This is a genomic window from Congzhengia minquanensis (genome assembly GCF_014384785.1).
GTDB classification, from domain to species: domain Bacteria; phylum Bacillota; class Clostridia; order UBA1381; family UBA9506; genus Congzhengia; species Congzhengia minquanensis.
The window spans coordinates 484,584-501,625 of the sequence record NZ_JACRSU010000003.1 but is presented as its reverse complement, the minus strand read 5'-3'; the positions used below and the strand labels follow the sequence as shown (position 1 = coordinate 501,625).

At 45.0% G+C, this 17,042-nt stretch carries 13 protein-coding genes; 5 read left to right on the top strand and 8 right to left on the bottom strand.

Annotated elements, in window-relative coordinates:
• Nucleotides 1–71 precede the first annotated feature (71 nt).
• The 5 genes from H8698_RS10120 to H8698_RS10100 all read right to left on the bottom strand — a co-directional run bounded on the left by H8698_RS10120 (nt 72) and on the right by H8698_RS10100 (nt 9,205).
• Nucleotides 72–1,493 (bottom strand): spore germination protein, encoded by a 1,422-nt coding sequence (locus H8698_RS10120; protein ID WP_249313380.1) that lies wholly within the window; start codon nt 1,491–1,493, stop codon nt 72–74.
• Nucleotides 1,494–1,582: 89 nt separating this feature from the next.
• Nucleotides 1,583–2,689, bottom strand: a complete 1,107-nt coding sequence (gene spoIIP / locus H8698_RS10115; protein WP_249313379.1) for a stage II sporulation protein P — start codon at nt 2,687–2,689, stop codon at nt 1,583–1,585.
• Nucleotides 2,690–2,831: 142 nt separating this feature from the next.
• Nucleotides 2,832–6,533 (bottom strand): DUF4886 domain-containing protein, encoded by a 3,702-nt coding sequence (locus tag H8698_RS10110; protein WP_249313378.1) that lies wholly within the window; start codon nt 6,531–6,533, stop codon nt 2,832–2,834.
• A 138-nt stretch (nt 6,534–6,671) separates the two neighbouring features.
• Entirely contained in the window at nt 6,672–7,676 is a 1,005-nt protein-coding gene (locus tag H8698_RS10105; RefSeq protein ID WP_249313377.1) for a uroporphyrinogen decarboxylase family protein, read from the bottom strand.
• Nucleotides 7,677–7,738: 62 nt separating this feature from the next.
• Nucleotides 7,739–9,205, bottom strand: a complete 1,467-nt coding sequence (locus H8698_RS10100) for an ASKHA domain-containing protein (protein WP_249313376.1) — start codon at nt 9,203–9,205, stop codon at nt 7,739–7,741.
• Between the two features lie 185 nt (nt 9,206–9,390).
• Between H8698_RS10100 and H8698_RS10095 the strand changes: the two genes are divergently transcribed.
• On the top strand, nt 9,391–10,029 hold the full coding sequence (locus tag H8698_RS10095) for a corrinoid protein (RefSeq protein WP_177680796.1): 639 nt from the start codon (nt 9,391–9,393) through the stop codon (nt 10,027–10,029).
• 7 nt (nt 10,030–10,036) lie between these two features.
• Nucleotides 10,037–10,567 (top strand): DUF2284 domain-containing protein, encoded by a 531-nt coding sequence (locus tag H8698_RS10090; protein WP_249313375.1) that lies wholly within the window; start codon nt 10,037–10,039, stop codon nt 10,565–10,567.
• A 52-nt stretch (nt 10,568–10,619) separates the two neighbouring features.
• On the opposite strand, the gene H8698_RS10085 is transcribed toward H8698_RS10090, so the two are convergent.
• A complete protein-coding gene (locus H8698_RS10085; protein WP_177680792.1) occupies nt 10,620–11,771 on the bottom strand; it encodes an AraC family transcriptional regulator in 1,152 nt (383 codons plus the stop codon).
• 188 nt (nt 11,772–11,959) lie between these two features.
• Between H8698_RS10085 and H8698_RS10080 the strand changes: the two genes are divergently transcribed.
• Complete coding sequence (locus H8698_RS10080; RefSeq protein WP_249313374.1) at nt 11,960–12,928, top strand: biotin--[acetyl-CoA-carboxylase] ligase; 969 nt, start codon at nt 11,960–11,962, stop codon at nt 12,926–12,928.
• Here H8698_RS10080 and H8698_RS10075 read toward each other — a convergent pair.
• Nucleotides 12,925–13,386: a DUF4830 domain-containing protein gene (locus H8698_RS10075; RefSeq protein ID WP_249313373.1), complete on the bottom strand. Its 462-nt coding sequence runs from the start codon at nt 13,384–13,386 to the stop codon at nt 12,925–12,927. The genes H8698_RS10080 and H8698_RS10075 overlap by 4 nt on opposite strands.
• A 181-nt stretch (nt 13,387–13,567) precedes the next feature.
• Here H8698_RS10075 and H8698_RS10070 point away from each other — a divergent pair, with 181 nt between their 5' ends.
• A complete protein-coding gene (locus H8698_RS10070) occupies nt 13,568–14,617 on the top strand; it encodes a M24 family metallopeptidase (protein ID WP_249313372.1) in 1,050 nt (349 codons plus the stop codon).
• Between the two features lie 13 nt (nt 14,618–14,630).
• Nucleotides 14,631–16,160, top strand: coding sequence for a YifB family Mg chelatase-like AAA ATPase (locus H8698_RS10065; protein WP_249313371.1), 1,530 nt, complete (start codon nt 14,631–14,633; stop codon nt 16,158–16,160).
• 42 nt (nt 16,161–16,202) lie between these two features.
• Here H8698_RS10065 and H8698_RS10060 read toward each other — a convergent pair whose 3' ends face one another.
• Nucleotides 16,203–17,042, bottom strand: a complete 840-nt coding sequence (locus tag H8698_RS10060; RefSeq protein WP_249313370.1) for an HAD family hydrolase — start codon at nt 17,040–17,042, stop codon at nt 16,203–16,205.

Sequence of the window (17,042 nt, the reverse complement as noted above, 5' to 3'; positions counted from 1 at the left end):
CTATCATATATTATAACACTAAGGAGATAATTAGTCAATCGTAATAATTTTACTTTTTCATTACAATTTTTTTAGTGCATTTTTTCGGTAGAACGGATTTTAAGCCGTAAAAACTTATATTTAAAGTCGTGGGCATTGAACGGAATAATTGGATAAAGATACCCTTTCCCCGTTACCGTTTTATTTGTTCCAATGAGTACAAAAGACAGCACCACGCCAATGATAAATCCCGTAAGATTAAAGAAGTGGCTCAGCACTAAAATAATAATTCGCATAAATTTAAACGCATAGTTTAATTCCACGCTGGGCTGAGAAAAACTGCAAATTGCCACAATAGACATATACAGAATTGTGTCCGGAACAAACCAGCCCGACTGAATGGCAAAATCGCCTAAAATCAGCGCGCCGATGATGCTCAGCGAGTTTCCCAACATATTTGGCGTATTCACCGACGCCAGCTTTAAAACGTCAATGGCCACTTCTAAAATAAGCAACTGAACAACGGGCGGCACCTCGTTTGGCTCTGCTATTTGCAGAAAATGAAGCCACTCCGGCAGCCTGTCCATATTTTGAATTGCCAAAAGCCACAGCGGCGTTATCACCAGCGTGGAGAAAAAAATCAGATTGCGGACTGCGCGCATATATCCGCCGATTACAGGCGGATAATAAAAATCGTCTGCCTCCTGGATAAAATCAAAAATGGAACTGGGCAAAACCATGGCGGAGGGGTCATTGTCCACCAAAATCACAATGTTTCCTTCCAGCACATTTGCCGCTGCAATATCTGGACGCTCCGTATATCGGATTTTTGGAAACGGGTTGTACCATTTCCGCTTAATCAAGCATTCTGCCAAGCTTTCCTGGCTCATAGTAAGGGAGCGCACATCAATGCTTTCTATCCGCTTTTTAATCTTTTCCAGGGTTTTTTTGTCCACAATATCATCAATATAGGCAATTACCACATCGGTTCTTGACCGGTTCCCCACATTCACCACTTCGGCAACAAACTTCGGGTCGCGAATTCTTCTTCGAATCAGCGCCGTATTAAAGACAACCGTTTCCACAAACCCGTCTCGGGAGCCCCGGAGCACCTTTTCCTTTTCGGGTTCTTCCGTGCTTCTCGCCGGGTAGGTTCTGGCGTCAATTAAAATTGCTTCCTCATAGCCGTCAATCATTAAAATTGCAGGGCCGGACAGATATTGTGTGGTAATTTTCTCCACATCGCTCTCGGTCGAAACCTCAACATAGGAAACGAAGCGAGCCGCAAAATCTTGGGCAGTATTTACGTTTTCAAGCTGGTCAGGCGTCAGCCCCAGGAAAAACTGCATAATCTTCCCCATAACACCGTCTTTAACAAACCCATCTATAAAATACATAACCGCCTTTTTGCCGCCGATTACAACCTGCCGTTCAATTAAATCAAAGCTTTTTTCTATCGGAAACAATTTTGCCATCATTTTGCGGTTTTCTTCTAAATTGCGTGAAAGTTTCATAAATAAGTCCTTTCCGCCGATCAACACCGGCTTTCCATAATAAACACTTAAATTTATTATGTTCCAGCCGGCACGAAAATATCCAATGATTAATATCTTTTCAAAACCTCTGCTATGGCATTGCCAATGTAAAATCCCGCATTTTCACACTCCTGAATGGTGTTTCCGGCGGTTCCGACCTCAATAATCATAGAGCCTTTTGTCATGTGCTGGTTAAAGCGTTCCCGCCGTATGTTCACCGGCCTTGCAATTTTCGGGGAAACCTTGTTTAACTCTGCCTGAATCTGCACGGCAAATGCCAAATTATGTTTCCAATCCGGATGTTTTAGCCCTAAGCCGTCAGTGCCAATAACAAACATCACCTGGGCAACCTGCTTGCCCTCCACCGTTGCCACAGGCTTCAGCTGAATGGCTTCGCCGTTTTTCGTCTGTTCGGCGTAATCTCTGTGCACGTCTAAAACCACTTCAATGGTAGGATTTTTTTCAAGGTTTGACGTTATACCCGCCAAAGCTTTCGTATACGAACCGTTGTATGCCGGATAGTCGTTTCGTGTAACGTCATGAATGACGTTTATTCCCTGGCTTTTCAGCCGTTCTTCAATCACCGTTCCCACCCGGGCGACATTTTTGTTGTTGTCTGTGGACCTGGCGTCAGGGCTTTCGGCATAGGCTTCAGAAGTGTGGGTGTGCATAATTAAAACATTTGGTTTTCCTTCTTCCATTTTAAAATTCAGTTTTGTGTTTAAAAGGGACTGCACATCCGGCGTATAGGCAGTTTCGTTCCGAAACGTAATGCCGTCTGATGACATGTCAATACTTTTAATTTTTTTCCCTTCGGAGAAACTGATTTCCTCCTGTTTGTCCTGTTTTTCCGCAGCGTTATCTTCTTTTTTTACGCCGCTGTATTTGGCTGAATATTTCTTCGTCATTTCTTCACTGGATTTCACTGACGGTATAACAGCAGAAATCCGGTCGTAAACATTTCGTTTTTCAAACGGAAGTTCCTGCCCGGCACAAAAAATTTTATCAAATTCCGCCATAATAAATGCTCTGCTGGGCTGAATGTTTAGCTTTCCCAAGACGGACACAACAATTCCCACCGCAAACACAACTGCAATTGTATAAATTAAGGTGTTAGAAAACACGTCTTTTAAAATAATCGTTTTATGATAATATCTTTTTCTTTTGCCGCGCATAGTATGTACCAATCCTTTCGTCTAAGCAGAAAATGTAAACCGTTATTCTATATTTATTAGCCTGTACGAAAAATTATGATTGATTCCCCACATAAAAAAACACCAAAGCGTTTGCTTTGGTGTTTTTTTGAATCATGTAAAATTATTTTGTAAAACTGGAATTTGTGACGGCGAAAGGCTCCCACACCGCATTGTTCGCCGCTTCTTTCAGCAAGGGCAAAACATCTCCGCCGAAAGACGCCGCATAATTTGCCGGCACATAATCGATGTTGTCAATGGAGCGGTTCGTAAGCTTCTTCACCCATACCAACCCGGCCAAATACCGGCCTAAATCCAGCGTGAGATGAATACCGTCGCGGTTTAAGGTGTCTCCCAAATGACTTGTCCGTGCATTCTGCACCGCCGTGCCAACAGGAATAATGTTTGCTATATCCTCCTTGGGCAGCACAATTTCCTGTACGTTTTGCGAAATCCGCTCATACATGGTCATCTGGTCATTGCCAAATGCACTTAGTCCGGCATATCCTTCCTGATAAGCCCAGGTCATATGCCAATAAATTTCGCAGCTGGGGTTCGTCTTGTTTTTCTGCACATAGTCAATGAGCTTTGTTAAATTCGGCTCGAAAGAAGACGCAATGCCGGAATTTGCGCTTTGCTGCTGCAGGGTAATCACGTCCCAGTCCTCGTCTACAATGCCATACAACATAGTTTTTTCTGTTTCCGATTTCCATGAACCTGTGTTATTTTTTGTATAACGGTAAGCAGGCAGGTTTCCTCCTAAGTTTTTCACATGGGTTTCCAAGGTGCACCCGCCTATGTAAAGATAGGCAACAGTAATGTCTTTTACGCCTGCGTCCTCCGCCAGCTGATAAAAATAGTTTGTGGCGTCCTCGGCATAGCTGTTGCCAATGGCCAGCACCTTAATGCTGTCCCGTTCGCTTCCGCCGGATAAATCTGCTTTTTCGCTGCTGCAAACAGGCTTTAAGGTGTCAAGCGAGTCTAACACAAACACCTTTCCCAATACGGCATTATCCGCAAACACCGTTCCGCTGGCTACCAAACCGTCGTCCCCATTTTTTACTTCCGCTTTTGCAACCTCGGTTTTTAAAAGCCTGTTGTCCGCATCATAAAGTGCGGTAACAACGTCGGCTGTTATTGGCTTGCTTTCTCCGTAAGTTGCCCACAGCTGCCAGGTGGCAGCGCTTTTGTCAAAGGATTTTAATGTGGCCGACAGTTTGCTTTTTGCCGTGCCAGTCAAGCTGATTTCAAATGGTTTCTGGGCATAGATGTAGTCATACGAAACAGGCGTAATTTGAATTTTTAACTGCTTGCCGATAGCGCCGGAAGGCACCCGAAACGAAAACGCACCCTCTGCCGTTCCCGCCATAACAGGATAAAAGCCTTCTGCTTCTGTTCCGGCAAGAATTAAAACCTGCGTCTTTCCCTCGTTTGCCGTCTGTGCGCCGCTGGACACAAAATCATAGGTAACGGAAAGTTCATCTCCAATTTCAAAAACCTCTTTGTCACCGCTGACGGAAACATTTTCAATTCCAAACTGGTAAGGCACTGCCTCCTCCACGTGAATGTCGGCGATGGCATATGCCCCGTCGGACACAAAGGAGAGCCTGGGCATGCGGTAGTGCCCGCCCTGATAATCCCAGTGGTAGAAACATTCATATTTTGTCCAGCCGCCGGCCAGCGTCCACGAACCGGGTGTTTTTGCTTCTTCATTTGTGTTTACCCAGCTGTCGCCGTTAAAATATTGATAGTTCCACGCGGTGGGCTCCGCCTGGCTTTCATAGCCGTTTACCGACTTCATCCGCGCAAAATAATCGTCGCTTACAACCGTTTCCCCGTCAGCTGTAATTTCAAATTTGTTATAATCGTGAAACACATTTTGCTGGGTGCCGCTATACAGGTAAAACGGTATGTCCCCCGTTATCCCCGTGGAATTACCGTAACCCAAAAGCCCGTTGGGGTTTTTATCTGTCACGGTGCTGTCCAGCACGTCGCCTTTTATGCTTCTGTCCATCATTGCATACAGCGGCATATTTTCGCTGCCGCTTTCCGCCTTTGCCCAAAAACTGATTTTATAGGTTTTCCCCTGGTCAATTTCAACGCTTTGATAAGGCGTCTCGTTCGCCGCCACTTTTAAAACGTTTTTCTTCTCCAGCCCGGTTTCTTGCTGAAACGTCGCGTCTGCTGCAATGGTTCCGGCGTGGAACAAATTTGCCGAAATGGTATCCCCGCCCGGGGCGCAGTAATCAGACGATTTTTTCCCGTTTTTATAATAAATTACGCCGGTGTCATTGTCCGCCGCATCTTTCACTGCCATGTCGCCGTTGTAAACAATGTCTAAGGGTGCTATGGTTACATCGTCAATGTAAAGCTTAAAGTCCTCCAGCCCGGCATATACTGTTTCGCCGGCGCTGTTTTGATAGGAATAGATATACTGCACCGCCTCCCCGCTTTCTATTGTCGCGGTCAGATTGTTTTCCGTTCCTACCGGCACGGCATAGGTTCTTATGGTGAACCGGGTGGTAAAATCGGTGTCGCTCTTTCTGCCGATTGCATACTCCATATCTTCATACCAAATAAACTCATACTTTTGCCAGTCGTCCGTTATAATCTCTTTTGTGGGGGATTGCAGCCATTTTGAGCGCGTTCTGTCAATCCGTTTGTCCCCCGAACGGTCGGGGATAAACACGAGAGGCTTGTTATTTGCAGCTCCAAATTGCGCCAGCGCCTCAGACCCTTTGGCCCAAAGGCTGATTTTATAGGCCCTGTTAAACCACATTTTGTATGCCGGACCGGCTGCAGAAAACCCTACGTCCACAAACGCGTCCCTCGGCGCTCCCTTATAGGTAAGCTCGATAGAGGATTTCGACGTTTCAGCTAAAGCCTCCGGCACGTTATCCGAAAGCGCCGCATTGGAATTTATGTTGTTCCAGGAAAAATTGGTTTTATTGGGATCCTTTTTCCAGCCGTCGTCTTCAAAGCCGTTGTATATGTTCGGCTCATATCCCACGTTTCCGCCGTCTGTCAGCATGCCGCTGTAGGGCATCACAGAAAAATTGTCCAGCAGACAGTCTACATAGGGCGTTGTTCCCGCCGCGCTGCACGCGTCAATATACTCCTGCGTAAAATTCTCAGAAGGACTTCCCGCAGGCTTTCCCAAAGGACTGTTTCCCATAGGCCTGAAATACATTTGGGAAGTAACGGTGTCTTTTATGTAATTTGTGTAGGTCACGTTGTCAATTTTAGACGTTGCAAATGTTCCGTCATACTCATAAATATACTCAAAGGTGTGCCATTCTCCGTCTACCATGTTGTTTCCATAAATATCCTTGTCAATGGATACGCCAAAATATTTATCCTTCAGCGTGACCTGTTCTTCCCCGTTCATTAAAGGCTGTGTGCAGGCAGAGTCTTTGTAAACCGGGACTGTGGAGTCGCCGATAAACACCAACCGAACTCCCACTTTAGGCGACAGCTTGTCCGAATTTAAAAATTTAACCTCTCCCGTAATCCGAATCTTTTGTCCCGGAATCAACTTCACGCCGGTTACACCTCTGTTAATGCTGTTATAGTTTTGAATCCGCAGCATTCCGGAGGTGTTATCCGAATCCCCTTTATAATAGGAAATCTGGTTATCCCCCATCATTGCAAGCCGTGAACCCAGGCTCATTTCTTTGTCAAAGGGATAAAAAAACGCCCCGTCCTCCCCCTCGTAAAAGGTTTCAATTACGCTCGGAGTAGCTTCCGCTGACGCCGGGGCCGCTAAAATGCCGCAGACAGACAGCAATACCGCAAAGCATAAACACATAGATATTGCTTTTTTCATTTGCTTCACCTCACCTTTATATTTGCTTTTATTATATCAAATAAAACCGCAGGAGTAAACACTTTTTACACCATTACACCCCCATTCATTACGGCAATTACAAAAAAACGCTCCGGAAACCGGAGCATTTTTTATAAGTTACCGATAAAATTCGGCTGTTGCTTCAAAGAACGCATCAATATTTTCCCAGCTTGACATTGGCGGTATGTCGCAGCCGGACGAAATTACGAAATTTTTATATTTACAGCACTTTTGCATAATTTCTTTTGTATTTTGCTTTATGGAAGCAACCGTTCCGTTTCGGAATTCTCCTGCCGGGTCCACATTTCCCATAAAGATAACGTCAGTTGGAATGTGCGGCGCGATTTCTTCCAAATCTACGGCGTTTCCAAAGTGATAAATATCTGCGTTCACCGTAAGAATATCGTCAATTAACGGAATTGTGTTCCCGCAGTTATGATATACAACCGCAAAATTTTCACTTTTCACCGCTTCAATAATCTGTTTGATATAAGGAATAGAAAATTCTGCGTTTAAATCGGGAGAAAGCAAACCTGCCGCCGGTTCGGCAATCACAACGCCGTGGGCCCCTGCATCGCGAAATGAGTTGATATATTTTATAATAAAATCGGTTGCTTTTTGCAGCGTAGTATGTACCATTTCAGGCTCCACATAGCAATTTACCATAATTTCAGTCATGTCCATCAGCCGCCCCGAAAGGGAAAACGGCCCGATTACCCCTGCCAAAACGGGACGGTCACAAATAAGCTCGCAGGCTTTTTTAATTGCCTCCGCATATAATGCTGTTCTGCCTGCTCCCATTTCCGGAACCGCCAGCTTCTGTGCGTCTTCAGGCGTTTCAAGCAGTTTTCCGATAACCGTCGGAACTTCATCGTCTGAAAACCGAACCTGCGCACCAAAGGCTTCAGCTTCAACAGACAAATCCATCATACTGACAGCCGCCGCGCTGTCACACCGGTCGGCAACCGCTTTCATTCCCTTAGCCTGCAGGTCGCTGTCTGAAATCAGTTCTTTCACGCTGACATCTAAAAGCTGTACACACGGAAAGGAAAGGATGGGCATTGCTTTTTTCACATCTGCTGTTCTTAATTCATTTAACCATTGAGAAACTGTTTTTTCCACATTAAGCTCCGTTTCCGCCGTTAGGAACGCAATCGCGCGGTCCGTCGGCTGTTTTATATTGATTATGCAAAATCAGATGGAAACATCATCTGCTGCATATAGTGCTCCATGAACTGCGGATTCGCTGACAATTCCGCTGTTTTTGCATTTCCGGCAATTTCCTTTGCTTTTTCCAGACATTCTGTACTTTGCAAAATCATTGCTGCGCCGGTTCCTGCCGCATTGCCCAAAACCTGAACCTTATTTTGAAATGACGGCGGCAGAAGACCGATTGTAATACAGCTCTCTATATCTACATAACTGCCGAAACCGCCGGCAATATAAACGCAGTCAAGCCCGGCTCCGTTTGGAACCAAAGTTTCAATTCCTGCACGAATTGCCGCTTTCGCAAGCTGTATCTGGCGGATATCTGCCGCAGTGATGGTAACTGCGCTGTCCGGAAAAGTAAAATCGTCTTCCATATATCCGCTGTCTTCTATAATTCCTGCTTTTAACAGGCAGGCCGCCGCGTCCATCAAGCCGCTTCCGCAAATTCCTGTGGGTTTGGCATGATTGATTGTGCGGTACCTGATGATTCCGTTTTCTAACCAAACACGGTCTATCGCTCCGGATGCGGCCGGCATTCCGCACGAAATTCCGGCGCCTTCAAACGCAGGCCCCGCCGCGGTTGAACAGCAGGTAAAGCCGCCGTTGCTCCAATATGCCATTTCTCCGTTGGTTCCAATATCAATTAAAAGCGAAGAGCCGTCTTTTTGCATGTTGCTTGCCAGAATTGCTGTTGTTATATCCGCGCCGACATATGCAGAAATGCACGGCGGCAAGTAAAAGTTTTCCTGAAAATTTCCAAACAGGCTCTTTGGCGTAAACGGCGAAACGGCAATTCCGCTGGGGTCAAGTCCGGAAAAAAGATGAAGCATTGTTGTGTTTCCCGTAATTACAGACAGTTCCACCGGTTCGCCAAATTCCGTTTTCATGGATTCTATTTCGTCCTGCACTGCTTTTTGAAGCGTCTTCAATCCACCCTCGTTTGCAAATTGAATGCGCGAAATAACGTCTGCACCGAACTGCGTTTGAGGGTTTGTTCTGCAAGTCTGTTTTACGCAAAAACATTCGGGCATTTTATAAAAATATCCTGCAATTGTGGTTGTTCCAATGTCAATTGCCATTGCATAACAGTTTTTATCACCGGTAAGGGGACTTTTTTTAAAGTCAGGAAAATATCCGTCTGTTACCCCTTGAATTTGTTCATTTGAAGTGATGAGCGTAATATTCGCGTCGCCGGTAACTGATGCATAACAGGCAAGACGAATGTTTGCGCCGATTTCTTCTTTGGTCAAAAAACGTTTTTCATCGCCGCTCATTTCAGACAGATTCCCAACGGCTTTTACTTTGCATTTTCCGCAGGTTCCATTTCCTCCGCACGGACGGGTAAGCTTAAATTCCGATTTTGCAATGATTTCGTCTATCCGCGTTTCGTTAAAAACAGAAATACAAATTTTTTTTGCGTCCGACTGCAGGGTTATTTTCATCAATATTCCTCGTTTCCTTGTCTGCTGTGATATTAGCATAACAAAAAAAGAAACGGATTGCAACTTGATAAAGCAGAATAGATAAAATATTTCAAAAAATCAAAAAATTTTTCTATACAAGATTTGCGGTTTATATTAAAATAAAGATAATATAATATTAAGTAAAAATGAAAGGAAGTTATGAAATGAATATTTTAGAAGAGATGAGCACATTTCTGCAGCAGGGAAGAGCAAAACAGGTGAAAGAGCTGGTTGCCCAGGCAATTGAAGAAGGAATTGCACCGCAGGAAATTCTTGAAAAGGGTCTGCTGAGCGGAATGAGTATTATTGGTGAAAAGTTTAAAAACAATGAAGTTTTTGTTCCTGAGGTTTTAATCGCCGCCCGCGCTATGAACGCCGGCACGGAATTGCTTAAGCCGCATTTGGCAACTGCAGGAGTGAAATCCAGCGGAACTGCAGTTGTAGGAACGGTTAAGGGTGATTTACACGACATTGGCAAAAATCTTGTAAAAATGATGTTAGAGGGCAAAGGTCTCACAGTAATTGATTTGGGCGTTGACGTTTCACCGGAAACATTTGTTGAAAAGGCAATTGAAAACAACGCGCAGGTTATCTGCTGCAGCGCATTGCTGACCACAACAATGGTTGAAATGAAAAATGTGGTTGCAAAGGCAGAAGAGAAAGGAATCCGCGACAAAGTGAAAATTATGGTCGGCGGCGCTCCCATTACACAGGAATTCTGCGACAGCATCGGCGCAGATTATTATACAACCGATGCGGCTTCCGCTTCTGATGTTGCGCTGAAAATTTGTGCCGGTGCGTGATTGCGTTATGAAAGAGCTGGAACAAAAAATTTATGATTTCGGTATGGATCACGCCGCTGTTCTGCCCGTGGAGCAAATTCGTTTCGAGCCGTCGCTGATTTCGCTGTGTGAAAGCAATGCCTGCGGGAATTACGGCAAGAACTGGACATGTCCTCCCCGCGTTGGAAACACAAAAGAACTGATTGCAAAAGCAAAAACCTTTAAAAATATATTGGTTTTTCAAAAAATTTATCAATTAGAAGATTCTTTCGATGTTGAAGGAATGCAGGAAAGCAGCCGCAATTTTCAAAAGCTGATCAGAGACGTACATGCAATATGCAAACAAGCGGATTCTCAGTTTCTGCTGCTGGGAGCCGGAGGCTGCCGCTTCTGTGAAGAATGCGCCGCTGTCAGCGACGAGCCGTGCCGTTTTCCGGAAGAAAAAATCGCCTCTCTGGAATCTTACAGCATTCAAGTGTCGTCTTTGGCAGAGGCATGCGGTATGAAATATATAAACGGTGCAAACACAGTTACATATTTCGGCGGAATTTTATATTGATTTTATACATAAACGGAGCCTGTTTTTATAAAAAGGCTCCGTTTTATTGTTATTATTTTGAAGGATTTTTGCGGTATTTTCCGGGAGAAACACCAGTTATGCCTTTAAATATTTTTGAAAAGTAGCTCTGGTCGTCAAATCCCACCAGTGCTGCTATGTCTGCTAAAGACAGGGAATGGTCTTTTAAAAGCGTCTTGCTTTTGTCAATACGAAGCCGGTTAATATAATTTACTAAGCTAATGCCCGTTTCCTCTTTAAATATTTTGCTTAAATACGCTTTGCTTAAATATACGTGTCCCGCAACGTCGTTTAACGATAGCTTCTGCATATAATTTTCTTTTATAAACCGCTCTGCCTTATAAATGCTGTCCGCGTGCTTCACGTCCTGCAATTCGAACACATAGCTGAAATATTCATTCATCACACTGCTCAACCACACACTGAGCTGTTCAATATTTTCAAAACGTTCCACTTCTTTTAAGTAGTTATGATTAAGCGAAAAAATCTGAGAAATTTCCGCGCCGCCTTCAATCGAAAATCTTGATAGCTGAACAATCAGCTCAGTGATTCGTTCTTTAATTTTATCAAGTTCTCCTGCCGAATGGAAAAATATATGGCCCAGCAGCAGATTTAAAATCTCCTTTGCCCTCTTTTTATTGCCGTTTATAATAGAGTCGCGCAAATCGTTTTCCAGCGAAATCGGATATTGCTCTTTTTTTATGTCCGTGTTTTCCGCCGCCGCGTCATATACGGCATTTAAAAAGTCTTTTGTCTGAATATCTTCCCACTGTCTGCCGAACTGTAACGTCCGGCAAAAAACCGGAACCATAAGCTCGGTTAAATCATTGACGTTTTTCGTGCTCAAATGGGGAATAATACCTAAAAACGCATTTTGTTCTTCGTCAGGCTCGCCCATTAAAATAGGTCCTGCAATTACGCCGTAGTCCATGATATGCATTTCATCACAAATTGCAACTGCAATAAAGATAAACCCTCTCGGGCAGTAATAAATATACTTATCGTCCCAGCGCTGTGCCTCGTAACAGCCGTATAAATGCGTATTGGCATGATCTGGATAGCGCGGGCAGGTTTGGCAGAAGCTGGGTACTTCTAAAAATTTTCTCAGCCGCACATCAAACAAATTACAATCCACTCCGCAGAGGCTGATAATATGATTTTTATATTTATTAAATTTTTCATTCATATGCCTCATCCCCTTAAAAGTGTATTTTACCGCCTCCAAACGAGTCGCATTGAGCTAATTATACTATTATTTATAAAAATTTTCAATACTATTTTGTAATTTATACAATATCATTACCGCATAACCAATCGGTTTACAATTGACTTTTTCTGCAATTTATTGTAGTATAAAAGCAAGAGGTGAAATCCATGAAAGAAAAATTGTTAGAACTTTTTGAGCAAAACCGCGGAACGCTGATTTCCGGCAGCGACATTGCAAAAAGCCTGGGCGTGAGCCGCGCGGCAGTGAACAAGGCCATTTCCGGCCTGCGGGATTCAGGCTATAAATTCGATGCTACCAGCCGCTTAGGATATGTGTTTTCTGAAAAGAACGACATCATTTCCCCCAGCGGCATTTATAAATATTTAAACGGAAACAAACACAAAATTGTTCATTTAGATGAAGTAAATTCCACAAACACCGCCTTAAAGGAATTGGCGCAAAACGGCGCTCAAGAGGGCACCGTTGTGGTGACAGAGATGCAAACCGGCGGCAAAGGACGCCGCGGCAAACGCTTTTTTTCACCCAGAGGCTGCGGCGTATATTTCAGCCTGCTGCTCCGCCCGCGATTAAAGGCGGCAGACTCTGTTTTCATTACCGTAGCCGCGTCTGTTGCAGTGCGCCGGGCCATAAAACTCCTGCTGCATGCCGACACACAAATAAAATGGGTAAACGATGTTTATTTTAACAACAAAAAGCTGTGCGGAATTTTAACAGAGGCGTCTATGGAAATTGAATCGGGCTATTTAAATTATGCGGTTTTAGGAATTGGAATTAACATAAAACCGCCGGAAAACGGATATCCCGAGGAGTTTGCCTTTAAAACGACAAACCTTTCAGAAATTTCACATCCGCTTCCCGACGATTTAAAAAACAAGCTGATTGCCGAAGTGCTTACGCAGTTCGACAGGCTATATGAAACGTTAGAGCAAAAAGATTATATTGAGGAATATAAAGAGGCCTCCTGTATTTTGAACCGTAAAATTGAAATTCTAGCCGGGTCTTATGCCGGCCCGGCGGTTGCTGAGGATATCGACAGCGATGCAAACCTTATCGTGCGCCTGCCAAACGGCAACACCGCCGCGCTGAACTCCGGCGATGTGAGCATTTGCCTTTAGTCCAAAAAACGCCGGTCAATGGGCACCATAAAACCGTCTAACGCCACGGTCATGCAGTCGCCGCCAATCATTTTTCCGTCATAAACCAAAATGTTTACAAAAACCTCCGCATCTTCTGCCCCGGGAAAATTTAATGCCCGAAAGGTGTAGCGTATTACGCCTTTTCCGCGGTATTTGTAAAGGTCGAAGCCACACATTCTCTGCAAGCGGTTGTAGCGGTTATAAACATCGTCAAACTCCTGGGGAATATAAACATTCTCCTGTGTTTCGCTGGTCGGGTCAACCTGCCAGCCGTAGCTTTCGGCGCACCGCACCCGGTCCTGTGTGGTGTTAAGTCCGCGGGTAGCTGCGTTTGTTATAAATTCCCCGGCGATGAGCCTTCCCCACAAAATCAGCACCAAGCCAACTAAAATTAAAAACAGAATATGTGTAAAATTTTCTTTTAAAAAGCTTTTCATGGCAAACTCCAATATTTCGTTTTGTATTATATATGATTTTTATTGAAAAGATATGTAAAGACTGATATAATAAAACTTGAAAATATACTTGCGCCTGCGGGCGCTGGTATTAAAGTAAGTTTATTGGGATATTTATCGTATCATTAAATGAAATGATTTGAAACCGGAGGGAAACAAAACGTTGTATATTAAACGCACGCAAAAGCTTACCAAAGCTTCACCCTGCGCCAGCCTCATCACCTCCCCGGAAAATATTTACTATTTTTCGGGCTTTACGGGGGGCGAGGGCGCGCTTTTTATTGATCAAAACCGCCGCCTTTTGTTTACCGACTCGCGCTATACGGTGCAGGCCCACGAGCAGGCGCCGGATTTTGAAATTATTGATCTTGCAGAAAAAAGCCTCTCTGCATTTTTAAAAGGAGAAAACCTTCAAACCATTGGTTTTGAAGATGATTTCGTGACCTTTCAAACCTATTTGGGGCTGGAAAAAATCGCAGATAAATCGGTTTGGCTGCCTATATCAGATAAAATATTAGAGATTCGAATGATTAAAGACGAAACAGAGCTTGCTGCAATTGCCTCTGCAGCAAAGCTTGCCGACAACGCGTTTTCCTATATTTTAACGCAAATTGCCCCGGGCAAAACAGAACGGGAAATTGCCCTTTTGCTGGAATTTCACATGAAGCAAAACGGCGCCGAGGGGCTTTCTTTTGAAACCATTGCGGCCTCCGGCGTGCGCAGCGCCATGCCCCACGGCACAGCCACGGATAAAGTAATTGAAAAAAACGACTTTTTCACCCTGGATTTTGGCTGTAAGTTTCAAGGTTATTGCAGCGACATGACCAGAACCGTGGTTGTGGGAAAGGCCAGCGACAAACAAAAACAAATTTATGAAACCGTGCTTTCGGCGCAGAAAGCCGCCCTGTCAGAGCTCTCTGCCGGTGCGATGGCCAACGTGGTGGACTCGGTTGCGCGAAACCTGATTAAAGACGCGGGGTTTGGTAAATATTTCGGTCACGGCTTAGGTCACAGCGTTGGGCTGAAAGTGCATGAAAAACCGTCCCTCTCGCCCAAGTGCAGCGATATTTTGCTGCCTGGCGAGCTGATGACGGTTGAACCCGGCATTTATATCGAAAACTTCGGCGGCGTGAGAATTGAAGATTTGGTGGTTATAAAAGAAGACGGTTATGAAAACCTGGTTGCATCGCCAAAAGAACTGATTGAACTTTAAGGGGGACTTTCACTTGCTGTCAAAAATAAACAGTATGGGGCTAAACGGAATTGACGGATATCTGGTAGGCGTTGAAACAGACATTGGCAACGGCCTGCCGGCCTTTGACGTGGTGGGTCTGCCCGATGCCGCTGTAAAAGAGTCCCGCGAGCGTGTGCGCGCCGCCATGAAGAACTGCGGACTAACCTATCCCACCCAGCGCATAACGGTGAACCTGGCCCCTGCCAACATAAAAAAGGCCGGACCCATTTACGATTTGCCCATCTGCATCGGGCTTTTGGCAAGCTCCCAGCAGCTAAACGCAGACCTCTCCAATTATGCGTTTGTGGGTGAAATTGCCCTTTCCGGCGAGCTTCGTCCAATTGTCGGCGCGCTTCCAATGGCAATTTGCGCTGCTGAAAACGGAATTAAAAATATCATTCTTCCCGCCCAAAACGCAGCCGAGGCGGCTGTCGTGAAAGATTTAAATGTCTTTGGCGCTGCTAATTTGCTGGATATAATAAAACACTTCATCACAGAAGAAAAGCTTAAAAAAACCGAAATTGACATTGATAAAATTTTTTCCCGTCAAACAGACTCTCTGCTTGATTTTGCAGATGTGAAAGGTCAGGAAAACGTAAAAACTGCCTTGGAAATTGCCGCTGCCGGCGGGCACAACTGTCTGCTCATCGGCTCCCCCGGTTCAGGGAAAACCATGCTGGCCCAGCGCCTGCCCTCTATCTTGCCGGCGCTTTCTCTTTATGAGGCGCTGGAGGTGACAAAAATTCACTCCATTGCAGGGCTTCTTCCGCAAAACGTTCCGCTGATTACCACGCGGCCTTTTAGAAGCCCACATCACACCATTTCTGCCAGCGGCCTTTCCGGCGGCGGGAGTATGCCCCGCCCCGGCGAAATCAGCCTGGCCCACAACGGCGTGCTGTTTTTGGACGAGCTGCCCGAGTTTAAAAAAGATGCATTAGAAGTGCTGCGCCAGCCTATGGAAGACGGCGTAGTGACCATATCAAGAGTAAACGCTACGCTAACCTATCCCAGCTCCTCCATGGTGGTAGCCGCCATGAACCCTTGTAAATGCGGTTACTTTGGCGACAGTACGCGAAAATGTACCTGTTCTGAACAGCAAATTCGGCAATATTTGGGCAAAATCAGCGGCCCTTTGCTGGACAGAATTGATTTACATATTGAAGTGCCCGCGGTAAAATACCGCGATTTAACAGACGGAAAACCTGTTGAACCTTCTGCCGAAATCAGAAAGCGCGTGGAGGCAGCAAGAAAAATTCAGGAAAACCGATTTCAGGGTGAAAAAAATGTGCACTGTAATGCCCAGATGACGCCAAAAATGGTGGAAGAATTTTGCCCGTTAGGAACGGAGGAATCGAAGCTGTTAAAAGATGCGTTCCATAACTTAGGACTCTCTGCCCGGGCGCATAATCGGATTTTGAAGGTGTCGCGGACGGTAGCAGACCTTAAGGGAAGTGAAAACATAAAAAGAGAGCACTTGGCTCAGGCAATTTTTTACAGAAGTTTAGACAGAAAATATTGGTAACAAAAAAACACAGCCCGGCACCAAAGCCGGGCTGTGTTTTTATCATTCTGTTTCATGAAAGTCCTTAAAATTCATTTCCAGCGCCACATTTTGCGCGCAAATCAGATCTAACACTGCAAAAACCGTTTTCTCCAGTTTTCCGGCCTCGCTGTAGTCTGCAGGGGCAATATAATCCACCCGACCCTGGTGCATAATGTCAATCGCTGTTTGTTTTTTATCGCTGTAAACCGCAATGGAGTGCCCGCCATTTACCTTTACCAGTTTCATGCAGGGAACGTCGGTAAACCCGTCGCCAATGTAAATCATGTTTTGAAATGGAATTCTGCGCTTGTTCTCCGGCGTAAATTTGTTCAGTCCCGTGTGGTCCGTCACGTCCAACACACCCTTGTTAATGCGGAACAAAAACTGGGTTTTGCTGGTATAGTTCACCGCCATAGCCGGCCAAACGGGAACATTTTGCTCGTCGTAAAAAAACTCCGCCGCATAAATTCCTTTAAACTGCTTTGCAATTGGCGTTCCTTCTATTATTTCTTTTAAACCTGAGGAGATGATATAGTGCTCCAAACACAGCCCCAGCCTTTGCGCATAAGCGTTCACGCGGTTGAACCAGGAAAGCACGCCGGGAAAAAGCTCCACCGTTTCGCCTAAGTTTTTAAATTCTTCCCGGTTTAGCAGCTTTTTTCCCCTGGCCTCGGTGAGCATCACATACATATACGCCAAAATTTGATCCATACTGTGCTCTTGGGTAAGCCGGTTACACTTCTTCCAGAACTCCTCTGCCGTCATGCCAATGCCAGGAATGAACGCATACTCCTGCATATCTTTCGTCGACAGCGTTTTATCAAAATCATACAGAATGGCCGCCACAGGTTTTGTTTTCAT

Coding starts and splice junctions, on each gene's coding strand:
- H8698_RS10090 (WP_249313375.1), top strand. CDS start 10,037: ATGAAAGAGCTGGAACAAAAAATTTATGATTTCGGTATGGATCACGCC.
- H8698_RS10100 (WP_249313376.1), bottom strand. CDS start 9,205: ATGAAAATAACCCTGCAGTCGGACGCAAAAAAAATTTGTATTTCTGTT.
- spoIIP (WP_249313379.1), bottom strand. CDS start 2,689: ATGCGCGGCAAAAGAAAAAGATATTATCATAAAACGATTATTTTAAAA.
- H8698_RS10060 (WP_249313370.1), bottom strand. CDS start 17,042: ATGAAAACAAAACCTGTGGCGGCCATTCTGTATGATTTTGATAAAACG.
- H8698_RS10075 (WP_249313373.1), bottom strand. CDS start 13,386: ATGAAAAGCTTTTTAAAAGAAAATTTTACACATATTCTGTTTTTAATT.
- H8698_RS10080 (WP_249313374.1), top strand. CDS start 11,960: ATGAAAGAAAAATTGTTAGAACTTTTTGAGCAAAACCGCGGAACGCTG.
- H8698_RS10085 (WP_177680792.1), bottom strand. CDS start 11,771: ATGAATGAAAAATTTAATAAATATAAAAATCATATTATCAGCCTCTGC.
- H8698_RS10110 (WP_249313378.1), bottom strand. CDS start 6,533: ATGAAAAAAGCAATATCTATGTGTTTATGCTTTGCGGTATTGCTGTCT.
- H8698_RS10095 (WP_177680796.1), top strand. CDS start 9,391: ATGAATATTTTAGAAGAGATGAGCACATTTCTGCAGCAGGGAAGAGCA.
- H8698_RS10120 (WP_249313380.1), bottom strand. CDS start 1,493: ATGAAACTTTCACGCAATTTAGAAGAAAACCGCAAAATGATGGCAAAA.